Source organism: Longimonas haloalkaliphila (assembly GCF_055379825.1).
In genome coordinates, this window is the sequence record NZ_AP043948.1 from 2,465,946 (window position 1) to 2,489,604 (window position 23,659).

A 23,659-nucleotide genomic window follows, 5' to 3' on the forward strand; every position below is an offset into this window, starting at 1 on the left:
CGCGATGACAAGGTGTAAACGTATTTTCGCCGACTCACTTAGTGGTCTTCTCGCCAAGTCGGACCTTTTTTCGGCGGAGGCGTAGGACGAGCATTTCCGTTCCGCCTTCCATGAGAATCAACGATGCCGAACCGACTCTCCCTCCGCCCGGTCTCCACTTCGGAAGCCACAGAGATTCGACACATGGCCGCCTCCCGGGTCCAGCCGGCCCGCTTAGTGCAACGGGCCCAGGTTCTGGCGGCGATGCTGGAGGACCCAACCCTGAGCGCGAAAGAGGCAGGCCTCCGCGCTGGATATCGCAGCGCGCCAAGCGGGCCAAAGTGGGTCCGCCGGTTTAACGACGGCGGCCTGGAGGCCCTGGACGACCGGCCTCGATCGGGGCGCCCGCCGATCCACGGCGAAGCGGTGCGCTCGAAGCTCTTAGATCTGGCGCTCCAGAAGCCTCGCTCGCTCGGTCTTCCCTTTGCGATGTGGACCCTGGAGCGTCTGCAGACGGCCTTCTTCGAGCGAGAGGGAATACCGTTGGCGACCTCTACAATATGGGAATACGTGGAGGCGGAGGGCCTGCGCTGGAAACGCCAACAAAGCTGGTTCCATGAAGCGGAAAAGCACGATGAGCGCTTTGCAGAAAAAAGGGGGCCATCATCGCAGCCTACGTCCGTCCGCCCCCGAGAACGCGCGTGATCTGCATCGACGAACTCGGCCCCCTCTCGGCCAAGACCTATCCTGGTGCCGAATGGAAACGAGGACCACAGCGAGCCACCTTTGAGCCGGATTACGGGCGGCGAGGCACACTCTGGGTGCACGGCGCCTTCGAGCCGACTACCGGAGAAGCAGCCATGGTCGTCAGCGGAAAGCGCGACTCGAAGAGTCATAGCGCACTCTTGGAACGAATGATTGAGGTCTTTCCCTCGGATCGATGGCTCGTCGTCGAAGACAACCTGAGTACGCACCATAGCAGAGAGACAAAGGTGGCCTTGCTGGCCTGGCCAGAGGTCCAGGTGCAATTTATTCCGAAGTATGCCTCGTGGCTAAACCTCATCGAACCATGGTGGAAGCAGTTGAGAAGCCTGGCGCTGAAGGGACGCCGATTTGAAACCGTCGAGGAACTCAGAGAAGCGCTCTGGGAGGCGTTGGCCTACTGGAATGCCCACTGTCATCCCTACCGATGGAAGAAGCGTCCGCAGAAGCAGGAAGAGATCTCCGCGCTGTGGAGTGCAGCCCGGACTCTCGGGGGATACGGGTCGGTCCTCTTTCCTGACAACACACCCACTTAGCGAGAGCACCACTTAGTCCTTGCACATAACTTTCTCTCTGATATTTTGTTAGCAAGAGGTTTGTTTGCTTCACCACTTGTTCAATCATTTCCCCCTTTGCTATATCGACTGGATGGTCCGTGCCATTGAATCGGCATTCAGATAATCTGTTTGGGGGATTTAGTTTACAGGATTCATGCCTTCCCGCGGTATGAAGCCCTCCCGGCCTCGAAGAAGTGGGCCGCCCGGACGAAGCCTGGAGGGACGCGATCGAAAATTGATCCTGTTTGAGCGAGCCTGCGAGTGAGTTTGATCAATTTTAGCGGACCGAAGGGCGCAGTCAGGCCCAGTTCTTCCAGCCTTGATTTTTTTGGTTCGTTTTTGCATCAAGGCAAAAATGAACACCAGCCTATATTCGACGCCCACAGCTATTCCAGGTTGTGTGCATAGACTAGCCTCCTCGGGGAGGACAGGTAGGATGGAGGGGAAACCAACCGGCAATCCCCAAAACCATTGTTGAGGGTACTTAATCTCGATTTTGCATTTTTTCGCGCGCTGGCACAAAGGAGCGCCCGACAAACCCACCAAACATCCACTCCCGAATGCTAAGCTGCCGCTCTCTTCCATCCTTCCGGGCCGACTCGACGCGACGCTCGGTGGTCTGGAAGTAGTTCACCACGGTAACCAGTATTACACCGCCCACCGTGTTACCAAGCACGACAGGTACAATGAAGCCAGACAACCCGCTCCAGAACACAGCGTGCCCGGAAAAGACGAGAAACATAAGCTCCGTGAACGACACCACCACGTGGAAGAGCTCCCCATAAGGAATGCAGAGGAAGGCCATGTAGGTAAGCACAAACCGGGCAATGACATCGCGCGCACTGAAATTGAGCCACACCACGCCAGCGACAATGAACCCAGCAATGAGGGCTTTAAAGAAGAGGTCCGAAAACGGCGTTTCGATCCCCTTCATTGAAATCTCTGTAGCCGCGGTAGCCGCCTCGGGCGAAAAGACCCCGGTGGTGGCAAGTACGAGCGCTCCCAATCCGCCCCCAATTAGGTTTCCGGCCAGCACAATCCCCCATACCCGCAACAGCGCGGGTAAGCTGGCCAACCGTTCGAGCACGAGTGCTACGGGTGGCAGGGTGTCTTCGGTATACAGGTTGTACCCCCCAAGAATAATGTAGATAAATCCTACCGGATACAAGATCCCGCTCAGAATCGGGTCGCCTCCTGTAGAGGCCGTGAGCGAAGCGTACAGCAGCACCGTGAGCGTAATCGCAAGGCCCCCTGCCAATGCACTAAAGAAAAGCTCGCGAGCGGGCATGCCGATTTCTTCGTCGGCCGCCACGATAATGCGCTGGAAGATCTCGTCGGTTCCAAATCGATCGCGCACCGTAGCGCCCACCGCCGGTGCTCCATGCGCCGACCGCTCGGTATCGCCTGGACTCTCGGTAACTACAACTTGGGAGACCTCCGGCTTCCTGGAATCGGGCGGTGGGTCTTCATGGGGCGTCTTGTTGGATGCCATGTCTTCTGCAGAAGGGGTACTCATACCGTTACGTAAAGGGGACTTCGAAGAGAATAGGGGGAACGGTTCAGCCACGTTCCGCTCTCGCTTGGCGTTCGTTTGATCAAGAGAGCAAACGACCAGTCAATCGTGATATAACACGTGATACAACACGGGTAGCCGTAGATAGCTGTCGTGCAGATGGATGCCGTGTTGTCACACCTTATGCACGCTCTCGGCTGGATACATACCGCTCATGCCGCGCTGCACATCCAAACCGGGTCGGGGTGCCGGTCGCACCCGTGTGCTACGTCGGCGTTCCTCCTTCATACGAGGGTCATCGGACTACCGTTACCGGGCAGGGGGCACGGCGTATCACCATCTCTGCAGTGCTTCCTAAGATGACCCGCTTGATTCCTCCCTTGCCCCGACTGCCCATTACGATATGATCGACCTCATGCTCATCGGCAAATGCGCAGATCATTTTTGCTGCATGCCCCCATTCCGTATGCACCGAGACAGTTCCTCCATGAGCATTGGCACGGTTTTCGGCTTTAGCCAATACCGCCGTGGATGCTGAGCGGGCATGCTCTACCGGATCGCCTGGTTCGTCGAAAAAGAAGCTATCGACCTGTGCAACGTTCAGCACGTGCAGAGCGGCATCCGGAAAATGCGTCAACGCATGGTCGAGCGCCTCGCGGGCGTGTTCTGAGTCGTCAATCGCCACGAGTACACGTTCCATAACCACCTTGACTCAAGTAAAAGAGCACATACACAATCGTGAGATCGCTGTTTTATGGCCTACTGGAAGCAGCCGCCGCGGCGGCTACCTTCCTTTACCGGCTGTATCGGCCTCCGGCGAACTGGTCATCCCCAATCGCTCTTTCAGTCGCTTAAAGCCCTCGGTTGCCTTGGTTGGCAGCGTATCCGGCACGTAACGCCGCACCATCAGCACCGACGAATCGGCCTGGTCGGCCACCACGTCAGGAATCGACCCGAAGAGCACCTGTCGGAACGACCACTCCCGCGAGGCCCCGATGATCGTAAGGTCGAAGTCGTGCTGGGCCATAGCGCGCTCGATGCCACCGGTCACGCTATCGGCATGCTCCACCTGGTAGACAATCGCGTCGTCGTCACCGATCTCGTTACGCACGGTGCGCTGCAGCGATGTTCTTTCGCTTTCCAGGTCGACCCCTTCACGCACCACGCGCAGCACGTGCAGATCGGCGTTGGTAGCTTGCGCAATCCGCACACCGATTTCGAGTCCGAGACGCGCGTGCAGCCCGCCGCCCCATGGCAGCAGAATCTTTTTCATCTGCCCGAAGCCACGATCCTTCAGAAAGGCGACATCAGCGGGCAGATCCCGAATAATGCGCTGCGATGGACTGTTGTAGATGTTGCTTACATTGAATCCGCCACGCCACCCCATCAGCAACAGGTCGGCCTCGTTGCGCATGGTTTCGTTAATTAGCCCTCCAAACACATCGTGGGCCACATCGATCGATGACTCGATCTTCGTCTGCAGGTAGGGGCGGCTGTCGCTTCCATTTTCAGCGATCTCGCTTTCGGCCTGCGCAGATAGCTCAGTAATTGTCTGCTCCAGCGAAGGACGCTCGGCAAACTGCTCACGCGCTTCTTTGAGCGGCGTCTGCAACGGCACCCGCACAAGGTGCAGTCCGGTTACGTGTCCCCCTTTATCGCGTCCCGTAGCAATGTAGCGGCCCATCTTGAGTAGATCGGCCTCGGTATCGGGGTTGGCCAGCGCCACGGCAACGCGGCGCGGCTCAATAGCATTGATGGAACGCTCGCCTGGAAGCACCGCCTCGGGCAGTCCAACTTTCAGTTCGGGAGTCGGACGCATGAGCGCGCTCCAACCGTGCTCATTCCATTCGGCTTTGAACTCGGGCACAGCATGGTCGATCTCAACGCGGCTACGCCCCCACACCGCATACCACGCCAGACTCACAACGATCAGAACAACGACGGCGATCTGCGCAAACGGTCCTGAATACAGGATGATACCCACACAGGCCAGCGCAGCAAAGATCTGAATAAAGGGAAAGAACGGCGTCCGGAATGACGGCTCATACCAGTCGGGCTTCGCCACGCGCAGCGTAATACACCCGATGTTGAGCGCAGCGTAGCTATACAGCTGCAGCACACTGGCAATCTTGGCCAGGTCTTCCAGGCTCTCTAACAGGAGAAACAAAAGCGCAAGAACGCCCGTCAGCAAAATAGCACGGTAGGGCGTCATGAGCGTCTCATGAATCGCGCTCAACCAGTTCGGCACCATGCGGTCGCGGGCCATCGCCAGGTTGATACGCGACGAGGCCAGAATGCTTGCATTGGCCGACGAAACCGTTGCCAGTAGCCCCGCAAAGATGATAACGCCCGCTCCCACTGGCCCCAGCATCAGACGGGCAGCCTGCGTAAGCGGATCGCGGACATCGCCGATCGTCTCTTGCGTAAAGACGCCTCCGATGATGAGGAGGATAACGACATATAGCACTGTTACCAGCGCAACGGAGCCAATTAAGGCCCGAGGCAGGTTCTTAGCAGGATCCTTAATCTCTTCCGCTACCGCTGCAATTTTGACGAATCCGAGAAACGAGACAAACACCAGCGCAGTCGTCGACGCAACCGGCGCTGTGCCAAAGGGGAAAAACGGCTCGAAGTTGTCGACATCAATGTAGAACAACCCGAGCAGGCAGAAACCGCCGAGAATGACAAACAGCGTAAGTACCACGACCACCTGCGCACGCCCCGACTCTTTTGCACCGTACGCATTCAGGGCCGTAAGCAATACCCCACCGATAAACGCCCCCCAGAACGGCGTAATGGGGGCAAACTGCGAAAGGTACTCGCCGAGCCCGAACAGGTAAAACGCAATAGCAAAGGTGAGGCTAAGCCAGATACCAACCCCCGATATGGCACCAAGTGCGGGGCCCAGCGAGCGCGACACGAAGAAGTAATCGCCCCCCGAGGTCGGCATGCCCGTAGCGAGTTCAGCAGCGCTGGAAGCCGTAATCATACACACAAGTCCAGCCGCCAGATACGAAAAATCGCTGCTGGCCCCGTCAGTTCAAGCGCCACACCAGCCAACAGGAAGATCCCAGCTCCAATCATGGTACCCGCTCCAATAGTGAGCGCGTCCCAGAAGCCTAATTCACGTCGCAGATCGTCTTGCGCCAAAGGAAATACCTCTTGAGTATTTTGATTGGTCGTAGCGAAACAGAAACAGCCCTCATGCCGACGCGGCTCTCAGCATCTGAGTGCGAACGTATCAGCAGTGGGTTTGCTTTCACAGATGCAAAGATACCCATTACCCCAGACAGTGTCCACCGCCATCCTCTACTATAGTCGGTTTGTTACGCATTCACGCTCAGACGCCTGTGCACCCTGCCCCCATATCACGATATATACCGGTGGCCCACATGGTGCTTGGGGACTGTCTGTAGTGTTCTGGCTGCATCATGGGCAGCGTGGGAGCGTAACCGAGCCCTATTTGTTTTCTGGGCACTAATGGGTTGCAAAGGGTATTCTTTCGGTGCTGGAGGATGCCGGGTGTTCAGTCGATACCCACCGTATATCACCACATCGATACCTACTCATTGGCTTTGGTTTCTACGCTGTAGCACCCTTTTTATCTACCTCTTTTATCTACCTCCAGCAGCATCGGGTTCTGGTACAGTGTTGTGGGGAGACGTCGCCCAACCACATATCTATTGAGTACCTGCCGGGCAGATGTATATCGCCACATGAGGATCCCGCAGGGTCGAACCGAAATGCGTATGGGGCTGTGCCGTTCCGAACGGCTTTCGCTAAACGCCGAGAAGATGGGTCGACTCCCGGCTCTACGCTGCACTCACCGTGACAGGCTCAGCTAGATGGTTTCAGGATGAACGTCACAATACGAATCGACGCAGCACTACTCCTGCTGCAGCTTCTGCGTAGCCGCCACCGCTTCGTGAGGAGCAGACCACCGCGCTTCTTCTGCAATAAACGGCAACGACTGAAATCCAAACGGGAGCGCAATCAGAACCTCCGGAAAGTGCCGAATGCGCATGTTGTAGCGTTCAGCCGTGTCGTTGTAGCCGGTGCGCATAAACGAGATGTCGTTCTCGACCGCTTCCAGCGCCTCCATAAGAGCACGAACCGACTCATGGGCCCGAAGATCGGGGGTGCTCTCCACTGCGATGCGAAGCTGCTGACGTGCCGCATCCCCAGCCTGTAGCTCTGTTTGCTGGACATCCGCGCCGCCGTCTGTCTCGTGAAGCTGCCGCACACGGGCAACCATCTCTTGCAGCGTCTGTTCGTGGCCGAGTGCACGCTCCACCGCTGATGTTAGGTTTCCGATCAGATCATATCGCTTCTGCAACGCCACGTCAATGTTGGCGGTGTTGCGCTCTGCGCGCTGCCGCAAGAACACCAGGTCGTTGTAGTACATGAGGCCAAGCATCAGAAACAGATAGCTGGCCGACAGCCCGGCCATGGTCGCGTACAAGGCCGGCCCAACCGCCATCAGCAGCCCGGCGAGTCCGATGCCCGTCGCCATCGCAGTTACGATGCCGATATTGAGAGAAGAGAATCCCTTGACAACGGCTTTCGTCTTAAGCTCATCTGCCGATAGGCCACTTACGATGAAGGGCGTGTCGTCAGCGGCACCGATGAATAGCGTATCGTGTGTTTCCGGGTTAACCTGCGCCATCCCCATGACGTACACATCGTCTCCGAACTGGATCGACGACTCAGTAAACCGAAACTTATCGCTGCCGGTCGAATCTACCTCCGTCATCGTTCGGCGACAGGAGAACTCGGCCCCTTCCGATGCGATGAGCATAGTCCCGGTATCATCTACACAGCCAAAGTCGATCTGACGGCGGTTCGTTCGCACAGTGACCCACTTATTGTCGCTTGCATTGTACTTTTCCACTTTCAGAGTGTAGTGCAGGCAGTCAGCCCCCGACCGGGGCCCTTTGAGCGGCGCTTGCCACCCAACGGAAACAGCCCGGCCCTGCAGCTCAACGAGTCCGTACACCGCTCCCCCCACAGGCGACGTGGGTATGTTCTCGATTCTTCGCTTGCGGGCCACCTGCTTGAATCCCCGTGCGGTGCCGAAAAACAGTCCCCCACCGCCTATAATTAGCATCAGGAACGCATACATTCCAGTGAAGCGCACCGGGGCCGCCTCCACGCCTTCCGCGAAGCGGTCCTCCTCGTCAGACGGCAGGGCTATCGCTGGCGGTACAGGAACGTTTGAAGCACGCGCAATGAAGCGCTCGGGGATGCGGCTGTGGTGCCTGGCCGTGCGCGCAGCCGTCTGTGCCATCCGCACGCGCACCCCCATGATGCGCTGGCGCTCCGCCTCCGACAGGGCTTCATACCGGGGTTCCTGCATCGATCCTACATCGGACAGCCGGGCGGCTGGTATCTCGTGGCGGTGTAAGATCGCGAGAATGGCGCGCTCGCCCTCGGCCAGCACCCGAGTCGTTGCTTCATGTGCACGGGTCAGGTCGTTGTGCAGCATCAGAACGCCCTGTACGCAGAGCACCGTAACCATCACGGTTGTAACCCCGATCATGTACGCCGCGGCGTTGTGCACCCTGATGAACATAAAGAACGCGAAGGCTCCAAAGAGAAATGCCGTTGTCCCTGCCAGCACCAGCAGACTGCTGCTCACGGCCCGCCCGTGGCGAAACTGGAGCGCCGTGCCCGTGGAGATCAGCGGACGGTACGCTCCCTCCCGTTCAAATCCTACCGTGTATCCTGTGTCGTGCTGCTGGGCGTACCCGAACATGAAGACGGTATCGCCCGGCTCGATACGGTACTCGGTGTACCGCCGGTTGCCGGATTGATGTCGATGGCGCATCGGAGCGTTAATTTCGGCATTGCGTACCTGAACCGGAATCTGGCCTGTCGCATCCTCCAGCACAAAACTGGCTGCTCGCGACGTTGAGCGCACGACCGTCCAGCTGTCGTCGCTGCGCCGCTCAATAACATGCCGGTAGTACACGCTGGGCGTATTGGTTTCTGGGGATGCGTGGAGTTCATTTCCTGCAATAACGGCTCCTCGAAGATTCACCTCGCCGGTGATCACCGAAGCCACACTGGTGCGCGGCGTCCGCTCCACCTGCCGAATTTCTTCGATCGCGTCAAAACTCCATGTGCTCAACCCAAAGCCAATCAGGCCCAGCCCCAGTCCCCCTGCAGCAAGCGCTACATAAACGGATCTCGGACGCGGGCTGTGCCAGAGCGATGTTTTTCCAATCGCCCCTGTTAACAGAGCGATGAGCAGGAGGACACCTCCCGGAAGCATGTACGACATGAATGTAGCAAAATTGAGTTAGATCGAACGTGCATCCAGGCGCATGAGATAGCCTACTTTCCTTTCTTCTGTACCTCTTTTGATGCGCATTCGCAAACGCGATGCGGACATCGTCTGCGGTGTTCTCCGTCAGATCGAGGCCGCTACCGTATTCCGCAGCGTCCCGACGCCCTCATATGTGATCGCCACCGTGTCGCCTGGCTCAATGTCGCCCGGGTTGGCGGGGCTGCCGAACGCAATCGCATCACCCGGCTGCAGGGTAAAACGCTCCGACAGAAACGCGACGATCTCAAACGGATCGAACAGCATCAGGTCGGTGCTCGCTTCCTGGCGTTTTTCGTCGTTTACGTACGTGTGCATCGACAGCGCGGTCGGGGCCAGGTCGGTTTCGATCCACGGACCCAGCGGGGCCGATCCGGTGAACGCCTTGCGGGCAGTGCGCCCGGGTTGGTCGAGCGCATCCACATCGTTCATGATCGTGTAGCCGCGCACCACCTCCGGCACCTCGCGAGGCGCCACGTTCCGGCACCGTACGTCGATGACCGCCACCAGTTCGCCCGCATACGTGAGCTGGCCCGTCCACGCTGGATACGGAATCGGCTGTTCGTGCGCAATGGCACTCACCGGCGGCTTAATGAAGAAGTCGGGCGCGTCGGGGCGCTCGTAGTCCATCTGGTCGAGCGTAGCCGCATAGTTGCGCCCCACACAGTAGAGCGCCGACGGCGTACACGGCGGAAGGAGGCGTCCGTCGCGCCCCACTTCATATGTGCCGTGATCGGTAGTGAGCGTTCCGTCATCGTACCGGCCCGATACGGGGCCACCGGGCGTGAGCAGACGGGCAACACGCATGATCGCTATCTGGTTTTTATGAAGAGAACAGCGCATATTTTCAACACGTGCTGAACCCGCCAATGTGCCGAGCGGTCCGGTCCATTGGAAAAATGGTCTGACAGGTATCTGCCTTCTGCGTCGCCATCTGCTTACCATAACGCTTTTTATTGGTGGAGACGATCCTCCATCTCGTCACCTTGAGCGGATGCCGTCGGCAGGAGTCGAAGGATCTCCGGCACGCCCGGCGATGCCTCGCACAGAAACGGATCCGCAGGTCCGGCACGTTTGCCGTGGTTGTCGGTATAGGAAGCGATTCCAGTGGACGCCTCACTTGTCTCAACCCAACCTGCTATGCGCCCCGATTTTACCCAGCGTGCGTACACGCCGCCCGAACCTGCTGCTCCCGAAGATACGCCTGAACCCTGGACGGCCCCCGAGCAGATTGACGTACAGCCTGCCTACAAGGAATCTGACCTGGCGGATGCGGACCATCTCGGCTATGCCGCAGGCATCCCGCCGTACTTGCGCGGCCCCTACGCCTCCATGTATACCTTTCGTCCGTGGACCATCCGCCAGTACGCGGGCTTCTCGACGGCTGAGGAGTCCAACCAGTTCTACCGCAAGGCCCTCGCATCCGGCCAGAAAGGACTCAGCGTGGCCTTCGACCTGGCCACCCATCGCGGCTACGACTCCGACCACGACCGCGTGCGTGGCGATGTGGGCAAAGCGGGCGTAGCGATTGACAGCGTCGAGGACATGAAGGTGCTGTTTCAGGGCATCCCGCTGGATGAGATGTCCGTCTCCATGACCATGAACGGAGCGGTGCTGCCCGTGATGGCGTTCTACATTGTGGCTGCCGAAGAGCAAGGCGTGGATTCGGAGCAACTGGCAGGCACCATCCAGAACGACATCTTGAAGGAGTTTATGGTGCGGAATACGTACATCTACCCGCCCGAGCCGTCTATGAACATCGTGGGCGATATCTTCGCCTATTGCGCTGAGGAGATGCCGCGCTTCAACGCGATCTCGGTGAGCGGATACCACATGCATGAGGCAGGGGCCCCCGCCGATCTGGAGCTCGCCTATACGCTCGCTGACGGACTGGAATACCTGCGCACCGGGCTCAACGCCGGACTCGACATCGACGCGTTTGCGCCGCGCGTGTCGTTTTTCTGGGCGATTGGGATGAACCACTTCATGGAGATCGCCAAGATGCGTGCCGGACGCCTGCTGTGGGCGCAGCTCGTGCAGCAGTTTGGTCCGGAGAACGAGAAGTCAATGGCGCTTCGCACGCACTGCCAGACCTCCGGCTACAGCCTGGCCGAGCAGGATCCGTTCAACAACGTGATGCGCACTACCATCGAAGCGCTGGCTGCGGCGCTGGGCGGCACACAGTCGCTGCACACCAACGCGCTCGACGAGGCCATTGCTCTGCCCAGCGCGTTTGCTGCACGCATCGCCCGCAACACACAGCTTTACCTGCAAGAAGAAACCGACATCACGCGGGCCATTGACCCGTGGGGCGGCTCGTACTACGTGGAGCGCCTCACTGCCGATCTGGCCGAGCGGGCCTGGGCGCTCATTCAGGAGGTCGAGAACGAGGGCGGCATGACGCAGGCCATCGAGCAGGGCCTGCCGAAGCTGCGCATCGAAGAGGCCGCCGCTCGCAAGCAAGGACGCATCGACACCGGACGCGATGTGGTCGTGGGCGTCAACCGGTTTCAGCGGGATGCGGAGGAGCCGATCGACACGCTGGAGGTCGACAACGAGGCCGTGCGGCGGCAGCAAGTGCAACGGCTACAGGAACTTCGGGATACGCGGGACGATGCCGCGGTGCGGAGCGCCCTCAACGCGCTGCGCGATACCGCGGAGACGGGCGCGGGCAATCTGCTGGGCCGCGCGGTAGACGCCGCCCGCGCCCGCGCCACCCTCGGCGAAATCTCGCAGGCGCTCGAAGACGTCTACGGACGCCACACCGCCACCTCGCAGACCGTAAGCGGTGTGTACGCATCCGAGGCGCAGACCAGCGACGCCTTTCAGCAGGCACAGAATCGCGCCGATGCCTTCGCCGACGCCACCGGGCGCCGCCCGCGCATCCTCGTAGCCAAAATGGGCCAGGATGGACACGACCGCGGGGCCAAGGTCATTGCTACCTCGTTTGCAGATCTCGGCTTCGACGTGGACATCGGTCCGCTCTTCCAGACGCCCGAAGAGGCGGCGCGCCAGGCCGTCGAAAACGATGTGCACGTGCTGGGTGTGTCGAGTCTTGCGGGCGGACACAAGACGCTCGTGCCGCAGGTCATCGAGGCGCTCCGCGACTACGGGCGCGACGACATTCTGGTGATCGTCGGCGGCGTCATCCCCCATGCCGACTACGATTTTCTCTACGAACAGGGCGTCGCGGGCATCTTCGGGCCGGGCACCGTCATCGCCGAGGCCGCCCTGCAGATTCTGGATGTGCTCATGGAGCAGCGCGCCCCTGCCGCGGTGTAGTGCCGTGTCACAGGTCAAACTTCGAGTAGAAAACGCCCCTCGTTAAATGATGTCATCTGGACGGGGGCCTGGGTCAAGATTTAAGCTCAGGGCTTCGAGCGGAGCGTAGGCTCCTTCCCATCCTCACTCCGGTAAGGGGCAATATACCCCTCAATGTTCTTTTGTGCAGGTCTAACAGAGCGGAGCGGCTCCGGCTGTACAGATTACGGGTGCCGGGGGGAGCGCCGAAATGCACATCCCGTATTCCGTGCCCCGCTTCTCAAAAGCCGATACACAGCGCTGGGGCCTACAGGGTCAGGCGCAGGATCCCGCGCACCGGCGAGCGTCTGGAAAGGGTCGATGCTGCAATCCACCAACGCCTACAGGTGCGTTTCCTGCGCCGAACTGTATCATACGCACGGGCCTTTCATGTGCTATTTACTGATTTGGGGGATTTACGTCAGACTCGAACAGAATATATAGCCTCTTTCGACTGAACGCAATACCCCTCTCATCAGCCTCAAAGCCCGTTTTTACGCATCCGGAGCGTTGTCCATCTGCGCTTTCTGCAGCTGACCAGAGTAGTCGACGTAGACTGTTTTGGTTTCGGTGTAGAAATCAAAGACCTCCCAGCCGCCGTCGCGGTGGCCGTTGCCGGTGTCTTTCACACCGCCAAAGGGCATGTGCGCTTCGGCGCCAATCGTAGGACCGTTAACATACGTGATACCGGCTTCCAGATCGTGCATAGCGCGGAAGGCATGGCGTACGTTTTCGGTGTAAATGCTGGAGGAGAGTCCGTAGTCGGTATTATTGGCAACCTCAACAGCCTCCTCGTACGACGATACCGTGAGCACGCTAAGCACAGGGCCGAAGATCTCTTCCTGGGCCAGCCGCATGTTCGGCGTTACATCGGTGAAGAGCGTGGGCTGAAAGAAGTAGCCATCTTGCAAATCGGGATTATCGGGCGCGGTGCCACCAAAGACAAGCGTGGCACCCTCGTCCTGGCCAACCTCCATGTAGGACTGTACCTTCTTGAGCGCCGATTCGTTGATGAGCGGCCCTACATCAACGCCTTCTTTGCGTCCATCGCCGAGCGTAAGCCCTTCGGCTGCTTCCTGGATGCGATCGACCAGCTCGTCGTGCACGTCCTCATGCACGATGAGGCGACTGGTGGCCGTGCAGCGCTGTCCGGTCGTGCCGTATGCGCCCCAGAGCACGCCTTCGAGCGCGAGGTTGAGGTCCGCCTCCGCCATAACGATCATGGGATTCTTACCTCCCATTTCGAGGGAGAGCGGCTTGTTGAGGCGTCCGCAGGTCGCCCCGATTTTCTTTCCAACCTCGGTCGATCCGGTGAACGAGACCGCATCAACAGAGGGATGCTCAACGACGGCGCCCCCTACCGTGCCATCGCCTTGCACAAGGTTGATGACCCCCGCAGGCACACCAGCGTCTTCGAGCACTTCAACGAGCAGCGCGCCACAGTGCGGCGACTCCTCGCTGGGCTTGAACACGATGGTGTTACCAGCCGCAAGCGCCGGAAAGATCTTCCAGGTAGGCACCGCGATCGGAAAGTTCCAGGCTGTGATCAGTCCACACACACCGACCGGACGGCGGATGGTCATATTGAACTTGTCGGGCAGCTCGCTCGGAACGGTGTGCCCGAACAGGCGCCGCGTTTCGGAGGCGGCATAGTAGGCCGTATCGATGGCCTCCTGTACATCGCCACGGGTTTCGCTGAGGGGCTTCCCCATCTCGCGGGTCATGGCATCAGCGAGGTCGTTCTTCCGCTCCAGGAGCAGGTCGCCGACCCGTTTCAGAATGCGTCCACGTTCGGGAGCAGGCGTGCTCGACCAGTCCGGAAACGCGTCTTGCGCCGCGGCAGCAGCATCGTCAACGTCTGCGGGCCCCGATGCAGGGAAGTGGCCGATTACGTCTTGGAATGAGGCCGGGTTGCGGCTGGCGAAGGTAGTACCGGGCGTAGCCGCCTGCCAGGTTCCATTGATGTAGTTCTTAAAGAGGTCAGCCATAAGCGGAATACAATATACCAAAAATGTACCAAAAGGGATACGAAGCGTATTTTCAGTATAGCGGATGCCTGGTACGTTCTCAACGGAGGTGTTCGTATTATGCACGAAAAGCGCTCTTGTCGATCCGGGTTGATGCCTGATGCCCGAGAGCGCTTCGCATCACGCCAGGCGCCCGCTACGTGCCAGACAACCGAGGGGGAGATGGTTGCATCGAATAACATGCGGCGGATAGCCTGCGTCGGCCTTTATTTGCCATAACAGCTTTCCTTTGGTGGCAGACACGCCAGCGCTCTCCCAGTACAAGCTGCCCGGATCTCCCTACCGTAGCAGCGGTACATCACATGATCCTGGTTCTGCTCACTCGACTCCCCTGATGTTGTATGTCTGATGTTACCGTTGCTGCCGATCTGGAAGCGTACCTCTCTGAGCGCGTCCGCTCTACCCCACCAAGTGGCATTCGGCGCTTCTTCGAGATCGCAGCGACGATGGATGACGTGATCTCGCTCGGCATCGGCGAGCCCGACTTCGTTACGCCGCAACCTGCCGTGCAGGCCGGCGTTGATGCGCTCAATGCCGGAAAAACCAGCTACACGGCCAACGCTGGGCGGACTGATCTGCGCCAGGCTATCGCCGATGATCTCTCCAGTCGCTACGGCGTCTCGTACGACGTAGAAGACGAGATTCTGACAACCGTGGGGGTCAGCGAAGCCATGCAGCTCACCATGCTCTCGGTGCTCGATCCTGGCGATGAGATCCTCATTCCCGAGCCCTGCTTCGTGTCATATGCCCCCACCGCGCGGTTTGCAGATGCGAACGTGGTACACGTGCCCACGAGCGTCGAGAACAACTTTCAGGTGACCGCTGAAACGCTCGAATCCTACATTACGCCCGATACCAAGGCGCTTTTCCTGGGCTATCCCAACAACCCGACAGGGGCCGTGCTCCGGCGCGATACGCTTGAAGACATTGCCGCACTGGTGCAGCAGCACGACCTGCTCGTCATCTCTGACGAGATCTACGACCGCCTGGTCTACGGCGAGGCCCACGAACGCGGACACGTCTGCGTCCCTTCTATCGACGGGCTGCGTGAGCGCACGATCTTGCTCGGAGGATTCTCTAAAGGATATGCCATGACGGGCTGGCGCATCGGCTATGCCTGCGCTCCTGCTCCCCTGCTGCGCGGCCTCTACAAGGTGCATCAGTACATGATCATGAGTGCGCCGACCGTGTCGCAGATCGCCGCACACGCCGCCATCACTGAGTGCCAGGACGAGGTCGAGGAGATGCGCCAGGCGTACGACGAACGCCGCCGCGTACTGGTCGATGGGCTCAACGAGGCCGGCCTCCCTACCTTTGAGCCCGAAGGCGCTTTCTACTGTTTCCCGGACGTCCGATCGACCGGACTCAGCTCTGAAGCGTTTGTGCAGGGTCTCCTCGAAGAGGAACACGTCGCGTGCGTGCCCGGCGATGCGTTTGGCCCGAGCGGTGCGGGATATGTCCGCTGCTCCTACGCTACCGGACTCGACGACATCAAAGAGGCTGTCGTGCGCATTCAGCGCTTCGCCGCGAAGCATCAGAATAGCTGATCGGTTGCGCTCCTTTTCCTGCTCACGTCCTGCTGTACTATGCGAACGGTTTTCTACATCGCTGTGGTAGCTGCCCTCTCGGTCGGACTTCACCTGCTTGTAGGCTGGCCTGCTACGGTGCTTGCGGGATGCGCGGCCGCCATGGCCTCACGGCACGTGCTCATCGGCGCTGTAGGTGTTGCTCTCGGGTGGGGCGGGCTCGTACTGTACACGCTACTTGTATACGACGCCCCCACCCTGGCACTGCTGTCGTTTCTAAGCGAGGCTACTGGCGGCGTACCGGCGCTTGTACTTGCCGTGCTGCCCGCTGGCATTGGTGCGCTCTCGGGCGCGCTTGGAGCGGTCTTCGCACGAGCACTCCACGACGGATGGCTTATGTGGATAGACCCATCATAAAGCGCAGTCTGGTGGCATGCATCAGGTAATAGTGGTACCATCGCACGCCAGCAACTAAGTAACGCGGTGTGCAAGTTTTCCATTATCCTTTTGGGGCGCACATCCCCCTTTGTGGCTACGCGACATTTCCCCCTTCGCGAAGGGGAAACCCCGAACAGCGTGAGGGACTGGGGGATGTCAGGACTGCGTATTCTGCCACAAGGCCATCAGCAAAGGAAAAAAGAAACCTGCACATGCCGTTAAGTTAAGTCGGCGAAAATACGTTTACACGCTGTCACCGCGAGGAAGAAGCCTGCGACCGACGCGGCGCTGGGCGGAGCCCGAGTACTCCTGGGATGCGATCTCATGCGCCAGGTAGACGCGACTTATCCTGCTTATGAGGGACAAGAATGGTGCGTCGCTGACGCTCCCCGCAGCGACAGACTCGAAGATTCTTTCGTGGACCTACTTAGCCAACCCAGTAGTCAAGAGAACCTTAACTACGTGGCGGGACGCGCCCGTCGGAAAAGTCCGTAGAGATGATCGTCGTATTGCGTATCTGTTTCGGGCGAGCCTGCTTCGACCAGGCTGTGCTGCTGGCAGCGCCCGATGAGCGCCTCGGGCGTAGCGGGCCACCCCATTGCACCGTCCTCGCCCCCAGCCGGCACGGGCTCAGGGGCATACCCGAGTACAGCCCATCCGCCGGGTTTAACGATTCGCTGCACTGCATCAAACGCCGTATCGACTTCAGACGACGGATAGACGCGGTCAAGACGCGGTGCAACGACCCAGTCGAAGACCGAGTCGGGGTATTCGTCAAGTGCCAGCGTGCAGCGCTGCACGCACTCAGTAGCCTCCGCCGGGTCTTTCATCAGCGGCGCAATTGCAGTACGCGTATCCGTGATCGCCTCAGGATCCACGTGGCAAGCATGTACCGGAAACCCGAGTCGAAGCAGAGGCGCAGTGTAGTCCCCTGCTTCGCATCCGAGCACAAGCACATAGCGGTTTACCGGCACAGACGCCAGCGTGCGCAGCACATAGTCGCGACAGGTCATACGTCCAGAAAGCAGAAAGTAGCAGCCTGTGAAGCGCGTGTTCTATGCGTCGCTCGCCGGAGTCTCAGTTTCGTCTTGGGCGGGCTCGACACTGCCGACGGCCGCCTGCATGTCGTCGGTCCAGCAGCGCGCTTCCGTGATGCACTCACAGTTCGGGCAGCGGATATCGCGCTCTTCCTGCGGGTACCGGGGCAACTCATCAAGGGGCTGCAGCGGGTACTGCCCGGTTGGAGCGCCGTCGCCTCCATGGCGCAGCGTATTTACGTCGATGGGATAGTTCAGCTGCGCCATTGTCGACTCGGCCAGCGCCTCAATAAAGAGCGGATGGCTGTTGAGTCCCGAGGTTACTTCATAACGCTCGATGCCAAACTCCTCGGCCTCCTCGCGCACCTCGATGTCAAGCTCAAAGCTCGTTTCAACGTGGTCCGTCACAAACGCAACGGGAATCACCAGCACGTTTTTCACATCGTGCTCTTCAGCAAGCTCTTCAAGCTTGTCGGGGGTAGCTGGAGTGAGCCATTTCGCGGGCCCGACCTTGCTCTGAAAGGCAGTGTGGAAGGGATAATCATGCTCCCGGTACTTCATCAGCTGGTTCACAGTCGAGTGCACCAGGCAGCAGTACGGGTCGCGGCGCTCCTTCATTTCGCGGAGCGGCGTGCCGTGCGCGCTAAACAGCAGGTGTACTTCCTCGCGCTCCTCAGGTGTGAAGCGCTGCAGCCCTTCGTCGATCCGCTCAGAGAGAGCCCGAATGTACTTGGGGTTGGTGGCATACTCAAAGACCGTCGTTGTGGGGTATTCCGGAAGCTCGCCCTCCTCTTCAAGCGCTTTCCAGAGCACAAGCGACGAACCGGTGGTCGTCTTCGAGTAGTGCGGATACAACGGGAGCAGTACCACTTTGTCGACGCCATCTTCCTTCATCTCACGCACAGCGTCTTCGCTGAACGGCTTCCAGTACCGCATCGCGATATACGTCTTGAAATCGACATCAGCGGCCTGCCCGTAGTGGCGATTGAGGTGGTCGCTCAGCGCTTTCGACTGCTCACGTGTAAGCCGGTTAATCGGCGACCCGCCTCCGATCATCTCATAGTCTTCGCGCACAAACTTTGAGCGGCGCGACGCAATGAACTTACAGAGCCAGTCCCGGATGAACGTCTGCCCAATCAGCGGGATATCGATAATCGCCGGATCCATGAACAGATTGTAGAGAAACGGCTCTACGTCTTCGAGCGTGTCTGGGCCGCCCAGATTCATTAGCACAACACCGACGGTGTCGCCTTTTTCAATATCCAGAGGCTGCGACGGAAAGTAGGTGCCCCGAATAATACGCTTATCATATTCGTAGACACTCAGAAATTCGCGGGGGGTCATAGATTAGCGGTGTCTATACGTGAGCGGGGAAGTCTGATACGGCGTAGTGTTTATGCGCTAATTTGAGCAGTTCAGTTCCAGTGGGGCATTGAACTTTCTCCTAATCAATGCTCGGGGCTGTTACGAAAATGTATGGGGATGCATGGCCCGCATCATGCAGAGGAAGCCGGCCCTCTCAGCAGGCTGTTCAGGAGATCTGTTCAAGACGCCTCTTTGGTAGTTTCAGATTGTGCCCGTCCGTTGGCTTCTTCATGCTTCATCTTACGGTTGAGGGCATACATCTCTTCACGCCCGGCGTAGTAGTCGCCCTCGTAGCGTGCGAGCACATGCTCGGACGGCGGCGTGCCAAACTGGATGCCAGCGAAGACGCCTCCGATCGCAAGCACCAGCGCTACGGCTCCGTATGCAAGCCCCGAATCCGTGAGCCACGTGGGCATCCACCCAAGCATGTCGTAGGCGCCCAGCGCGTAAAACACGAAGGTCCCTACCGTACCCAGAATAATCGCAAGGTAGGCCGACAGCGTTGTTGTTTTCTTCGATGCCACACTGGCCACCACCACCGCCGTCGTCGACGTCAGGAGCGCACTCGACAGGAAGTACATGTCGAAGAGTCCCGGAAACTCAAAGGCCCAGAGCAGCGCCAGTCCGATGAATCCGGCAGTTACGACGCGGCCGATATTCAGACGCACCGTGCCGCTGACGTCGAAGCGCTCAAAGACGAGCGGCTCCAGCACATCTTTCGTCAGGTTCATTGCGCACACGTTCACGTACGTGTCTACCGAGGAGAGCGCCATGCCCATGAGCGACACGATGAGGAGCCCTACCACAATCGGGTTCTGAAAGAGCTCGGTGATCATCGACGAGAAGATGAAGTAGCCAAAGTCGCCAACAGCTTCCGGCACTTCGCCCCCAACCGGCGGGAAGATCACGAGTGCGGCTATGGCGATGAGCGTGGGCATGATGACCACGATGATGATGTTAAACGCGACGTTCCACCAGACGCCCTTAGCAGCCTCTTTCTCGTCGCGGCTGGCCATAACACGCTGCCAGGCCCCCTGTAGCGTGATGAAGCCCGGCGTGTAGATCAGAATAGCCAGTGCCATGTACGAGTAGCCCGGCGAATCCCAGTGCCAGAAGCTGTCGGCATAGAGCGGCGGGTTCTCGTTGATTGTCGCTACAATATCCCCGAATCCGCCGGCAATCTTCGACGCCTCGATCAGCCCAAACACCGTCAGTGTAACCAGCATGAGCGCGGCACAGGCAAACTGAATGAGGTCTGTGCGCAGTACCGACCGAAATCCGCCCAGCGACACGTAGGCCCCGAACGTAATGCTCACAATGATTGCCATAGTGAGAATGTCGACCTGCAGCGGCTGCGAGAGCACTGCACTGAGCACATAAATTTCGGCGGCCAGCCACGTCAAGTACGCAAAGCTCTGCACCGGCCCCAGCAGCGTCTGGGTGGTCCGGTCGAAACGAAAACGGAGAATCTCGGGGATCGACACCCCAGGAAAGCGCCGAAATAGTTTGGGCACGAATACCAGCCCAATCGTGCACAGAATCCACGGAATGGTAAAGATCCAGATAGCGCCCACGCCATAGGTGTACCACAGATACATCTGCCAGGTCATCCATCCGAGCAAGAGCCACCCCGCTGCGAGCGAGGCCGCCATCCACCAGCCGGGTACACTGCCCTCCCCGATCCAGAAGTCAAACGCTCGTTCGTTTTCGTCTGCCACAGCGCGCAGCCCGCGCAGTTGATACAGGCCGATGCCGACCATACTGAGCAAAAATGCGCCAACGAAGATCCAGTATATAGCGGTTGCGGTCATAGGTGGGGAAGCCAGAATAGAGAGTGGCGGGTAGCGGACTGGTGGGGTAGCCCGTTTTTTGTGAACAACGCAGTGTAGCTGATGTCTACCCGTCCATCAACCATTTCCACAAGAGGTTACAGCCTTTACACACGCGCTTGGCACCCCACTGGAGAAATAACATACAGGGCCCTTCCGCTTCAACTTATTTCCAAATATACTTGGATCTGTGGTGCAAAAGCGGTACACTTTCCAGTGCGTAATGGATTCGTATTCAAGATTAGCTATCCCGCAACTATGCTGCATCGCCTGCTCACACCGGGGCTCACAGGAAGCCTCCTCGGTCTCGTTCTGTTGGCCGGATGCGACCTCTTCGGTAGTAACGACGAGTCTGTTTCCCTGCAGACAGAACAAGATACCTACACCGTTGCGATCGACTCAAACCAGGTGCAGGGCTCGCTCTCATACGCTCTCGCGAACGCATCGCTGCAGTCGGTTACGTTCCAGAAATGCGGGGATGGCGCCTTTCCACCGCCCGAGCTGCAGTTTAAGAACGACGGCACGTGGACCGATGCCTATCAGCAAGCCTATATTCTCATCAAGTGCCCCGACCAGGAAGTGATGCCCAGAAGCACCTATCGGGGTGCTTTCGAGCTTCAGGTCTCTGTTGACGATTGGGTACCCGGCACGGTCGAGGGCACCTACCGAATGGCATGGACCGTAGGCGTAAGTGGCGATTCCCGAAACGTCTACTCCAATCCGTTCATGCTAACCGTTGAATGAAAGCGGTCAGGCTTCAACTACGTTCGGCGCATCCGCTTCTTCCATCGAGAGCCAGTCGCGGGCGGTGAAGAACCATTGCGCACGGGTCTCAGGCGTGTCCGGCTCGGGCGACCAGTCGTAGCTCCAATTCACCTCCGGCGGCAAGCTCATCAGGATGCTCTCGGTACGCCCGTCCGTTTCAATGCCGAACTTCGTGCCGCGATCAAACAGCAGGTTGAACTCGACGTAGCGCCCACGCCGATGCGTCTGGTAGTGCCGCTCCCGCTCACCATATGAGCGATCCTTATGGCGCTCCAGAATGGGCAGGTATGACCGCAAAAAGGCCCGCCCGGCGTCGCGACTGAAGTGGAAGGTGCGCTCCGGCTCTCCGCGCAGGTAATCGTAGAAGATCCCCCCAATGCCACGCGCCTCTTTCCGATGCGACAGGTAGAAATACTCGTCGCACTGCTGCTTAAACGACTCGTAGTCCGCAACGGCATCATGATCGTCGCACACATCTTTCCACACCCGGTGGAAGTGCTGCGCATCCTGTAGGGTTGGATAGTACGGCGTCAGGTCGGCCCCGCCCCCAAACCACTGATCATCCGGATCCAGCAGGTCGTCGCCCAGCGCAAAGTAGCGAAAGTTCGCATGCACCGTGGGCACATACGGCGAGCGCGGATGCACAACCAGCGACAGCCCCGTCGCAAAAAAGGGCGCTTGCTCTACCTCCAGCGCCCTCGCCATGCGCGCGGGCAGTTCGCCATGCACCGCCGAGGTGTTCACACCGCCCTTCTCGAAGACGTCTCCGCCCTCAATCACCGCCGTGCGCCCGCCGCCACCGCCCGGACGCTCCCACTCGTCGACTCGAAACTGCGTATCGGGCTCGTAGCTCTCAAGCCGTTTCGTGATGCGCAGTTGCAGCGCTTCCACAAACCGTTTCATCCGGTGGGCCATCGAGATATCGGTGCGCGGCTCATCGCGCAGGCGCTCGGTGCGCTCTTTCGAATCGCTCATAATCAGCTACATGCAGAAATACATTCAGAGGGATGCGAAACGTCGGTCCTCGTGCACACGGTACGGCACGGTCCACGAAGGCATTCAGCAGCCTCCGGGTCCGCTTCCAGATACGCGATAGCAGGGTGCGCAACGAACGCACATCGCGTTCAGGCAGCTCGCGGTGGCCCCATTCATCACCGTGCACGATGCCGTAATGACCGTGATAATGGCTGTAATGTAAAACACCCCGAACCGCCAGTCGGCGATGCGGGGCGTCGTTACGCGCTATAGTGCTGGGGGGCGTGGTAGGCCCGGAGGGTCTCGAACCCCCAACCCACAGATTAAGAGTCTGTTGCTCTACCAGTTGAGCTACGGGCCTCTGTATAAGCATGCGAAACAACAGCCCCGGTCCTTAAATGATCCAGGTGCACGGCAGGACGTGTCGAATCGGTTACGAGCATCTGGACTCTGCAAAGGTCACCTGCACAACCGACCTCGCTATCGCGGCAGTTTGATCATACAGCCAAAAGCTTTTGTTTCAGACTCAGACACCGATGCGCCTGCTGCCAGCGCATCAAGCGCGTTGTGCAGGTACCGGTTGGTGATGTCGTCGGCACTGCCTGGGCTGTCGTCGATGGCGCCCTGATAGGCCAGTGTACGGTTCGCATCAAAGACAAAAACGTGCGGGGTGCGTATCGCCCCCAGCGCCGTTGCCAGCGCCGCAGTGTCATCGCGCAGGTAGCGCATCCCCCCGTACCCCTGCGACCGGGCCCGTTCGGCGCTTGCAGAACGCCCTTCTTGTGCAAACGCATCTGCATCGTTGGCATTCACCAGCACAAAACGGATACCCTGCCCCGAAAACTGCTCGTGAAGTGCCTGAGCACGGCCTTCGTAGCGATCGACCCATGGACACTCGTTGCTCCAGAAGATGAACACCGTGGCGCGCGAGCCCAGCACATTGCTGAGCGCTGTTCGGGATTCAGCCTGCACGTCGTAGAGCCCCGCGTCCAGACTCGGTAGTGTTGCGCCAATGCGCAATGGATTCGCTGTAGGCTGAGCGTGCACGGCCCCTGTCGTAGCTACTGTAAGCAGAACAACCGCCACGAGTCCGAGCACCGCCTTCCTAACGGCCTGTGTAACGTGTCGCATATCATCCTCGATTGCTAATGAGGGGGAGCCAAATGAAGCGTGGCTGTGGACGCCTCTGAAAGGCATGTATCGTGCCAGACAACGAAGCACTCGGTAGCGTACAGCACTTGCGTCCGATACACGCGTTCTT

16 protein-coding genes, 1 tRNA gene and 1 pseudogene are annotated in these 23,659 nt (G+C 59.1%); 6 read left to right on the top strand and 12 right to left on the bottom strand.

Going from position 1 to position 23,659, the window contains the following annotated elements:
* The first annotated feature begins 123 nt into the window (after positions 1 to 123).
* Entirely contained in the window at positions 124 to 684 is a 561-nt protein-coding gene (locus ACZ48V_RS09590) for a helix-turn-helix domain-containing protein (protein WP_464538575.1), read from the top strand.
* Positions 681 to 1,277 carry an IS630 family transposase gene (locus ACZ48V_RS09595; protein WP_464538577.1) on the top strand — a complete coding sequence of 199 codons (597 nt, stop codon included), beginning with the start codon at positions 681 to 683 and terminating at the stop codon, positions 1,275 to 1,277. Before ACZ48V_RS09590 ends, ACZ48V_RS09595 begins: the two co-directional genes overlap by 4 nt.
* Positions 1,278 to 1,812: 535 nt before the next feature.
* Here ACZ48V_RS09595 and ACZ48V_RS09600 read toward each other — a convergent pair.
* The 5 genes and pseudogenes from ACZ48V_RS09600 to ACZ48V_RS09620 form a co-directional block, all read right to left on the bottom strand.
* Positions 1,813 to 2,814, bottom strand: a pseudogene (locus ACZ48V_RS09600) (formate/nitrite transporter family protein); the annotation flags it as partial.
* Positions 2,815 to 3,106: 292 nt separating this feature from the next.
* Entirely contained in the window at positions 3,107 to 3,511 is a 405-nt protein-coding gene (locus ACZ48V_RS09605; RefSeq protein ID WP_464538579.1) for a universal stress protein, read from the bottom strand.
* 84 nt (positions 3,512 to 3,595) lie between these two features.
* Positions 3,596 to 5,800 carry an amino acid permease gene (locus ACZ48V_RS09610; RefSeq protein WP_464538581.1) on the bottom strand — a complete coding sequence of 735 codons (2,205 nt, stop codon included), beginning with the start codon at positions 5,798 to 5,800 and terminating at the stop codon, positions 3,596 to 3,598.
* 897 nt (positions 5,801 to 6,697) lie between these two features.
* Positions 6,698 to 9,094 (bottom strand): LemA family protein, encoded by a 2,397-nt coding sequence (locus ACZ48V_RS09615; RefSeq protein ID WP_464538583.1) that lies wholly within the window; start codon positions 9,092 to 9,094, stop codon positions 6,698 to 6,700.
* Between the two features lie 129 nt (positions 9,095 to 9,223).
* Positions 9,224 to 9,943, bottom strand: coding sequence for a fumarylacetoacetate hydrolase family protein (locus tag ACZ48V_RS09620; RefSeq protein ID WP_464538585.1), 720 nt, complete (start codon positions 9,941 to 9,943; stop codon positions 9,224 to 9,226).
* Positions 9,944 to 10,276: 333 nt separating this feature from the next.
* Here ACZ48V_RS09620 and scpA point away from each other — a divergent pair, with 333 nt between their 5' ends.
* Entirely contained in the window at positions 10,277 to 12,418 is a 2,142-nt protein-coding gene (gene scpA / locus ACZ48V_RS09625; RefSeq protein WP_464538587.1) for a methylmalonyl-CoA mutase, read from the top strand.
* Positions 12,419 to 12,930: 512 nt separating this feature from the next.
* Here scpA and ACZ48V_RS09630 read toward each other — a convergent pair.
* The gene (locus ACZ48V_RS09630) at positions 12,931 to 14,424 is read right to left on the bottom strand and encodes an aldehyde dehydrogenase family protein (RefSeq protein ID WP_464538589.1); all 1,494 of its coding nucleotides are present in this window, start codon (positions 14,422 to 14,424) and stop codon (positions 12,931 to 12,933) included.
* A gap of 380 nt (positions 14,425 to 14,804) precedes the next feature.
* Between ACZ48V_RS09630 and ACZ48V_RS09635 the strand changes: the two genes are divergently transcribed.
* Positions 14,805 to 16,010, top strand: a complete 1,206-nt coding sequence (locus tag ACZ48V_RS09635) for a pyridoxal phosphate-dependent aminotransferase (RefSeq protein WP_464538591.1) — start codon at positions 14,805 to 14,807, stop codon at positions 16,008 to 16,010.
* 39 nt (positions 16,011 to 16,049) lie between these two features.
* The gene (locus tag ACZ48V_RS09640) at positions 16,050 to 16,406 is read left to right on the top strand and encodes a hypothetical protein (protein WP_464538593.1); all 357 of its coding nucleotides are present in this window, start codon (positions 16,050 to 16,052) and stop codon (positions 16,404 to 16,406) included.
* 479 nt (positions 16,407 to 16,885) lie between these two features.
* Here ACZ48V_RS09640 and ACZ48V_RS09645 read toward each other — a convergent pair whose 3' ends face one another.
* The 3 genes from ACZ48V_RS09645 to ACZ48V_RS09655 form a co-directional block, all read right to left on the bottom strand.
* A complete protein-coding gene (locus ACZ48V_RS09645) occupies positions 16,886 to 17,440 on the bottom strand; it encodes a methyltransferase domain-containing protein (protein WP_464538595.1) in 555 nt (184 codons plus the stop codon).
* A gap of 42 nt (positions 17,441 to 17,482) precedes the next feature.
* On the bottom strand, positions 17,483 to 18,808 hold the full coding sequence (gene hemH, locus ACZ48V_RS09650) for a ferrochelatase (protein ID WP_464538596.1): 1,326 nt from the start codon (positions 18,806 to 18,808) through the stop codon (positions 17,483 to 17,485).
* A gap of 200 nt (positions 18,809 to 19,008) precedes the next feature.
* Positions 19,009 to 20,640, bottom strand: coding sequence for a sodium:solute symporter family protein (locus tag ACZ48V_RS09655; protein ID WP_464538598.1), 1,632 nt, complete (start codon positions 20,638 to 20,640; stop codon positions 19,009 to 19,011).
* Between the two features lie 276 nt (positions 20,641 to 20,916).
* On the opposite strand from ACZ48V_RS09655, the gene ACZ48V_RS09660 reads away from it, so the two are divergent.
* On the top strand, positions 20,917 to 21,402 hold the full coding sequence (locus ACZ48V_RS09660; RefSeq protein ID WP_464538600.1) for a hypothetical protein: 486 nt from the start codon (positions 20,917 to 20,919) through the stop codon (positions 21,400 to 21,402).
* Positions 21,403 to 21,408: 6 nt separating this feature from the next.
* On the opposite strand, the gene hemF is transcribed toward ACZ48V_RS09660, so the two are convergent.
* From hemF to ACZ48V_RS09675, 3 genes are all read right to left on the bottom strand, one after another.
* Positions 21,409 to 22,398, bottom strand: a complete 990-nt coding sequence (gene hemF, locus ACZ48V_RS09665) for an oxygen-dependent coproporphyrinogen oxidase (RefSeq protein WP_464538601.1) — start codon at positions 22,396 to 22,398, stop codon at positions 21,409 to 21,411.
* Between the two features lie 285 nt (positions 22,399 to 22,683).
* Positions 22,684 to 22,759, bottom strand: a tRNA-Lys gene (locus ACZ48V_RS09670).
* A 119-nt stretch (positions 22,760 to 22,878) separates the two neighbouring features.
* Positions 22,879 to 23,529: a redoxin domain-containing protein gene (locus ACZ48V_RS09675; protein WP_464538603.1), complete on the bottom strand. Its 651-nt coding sequence runs from the start codon at positions 23,527 to 23,529 to the stop codon at positions 22,879 to 22,881.
* Positions 23,530 to 23,659: the final 130 nt, after the last annotated feature.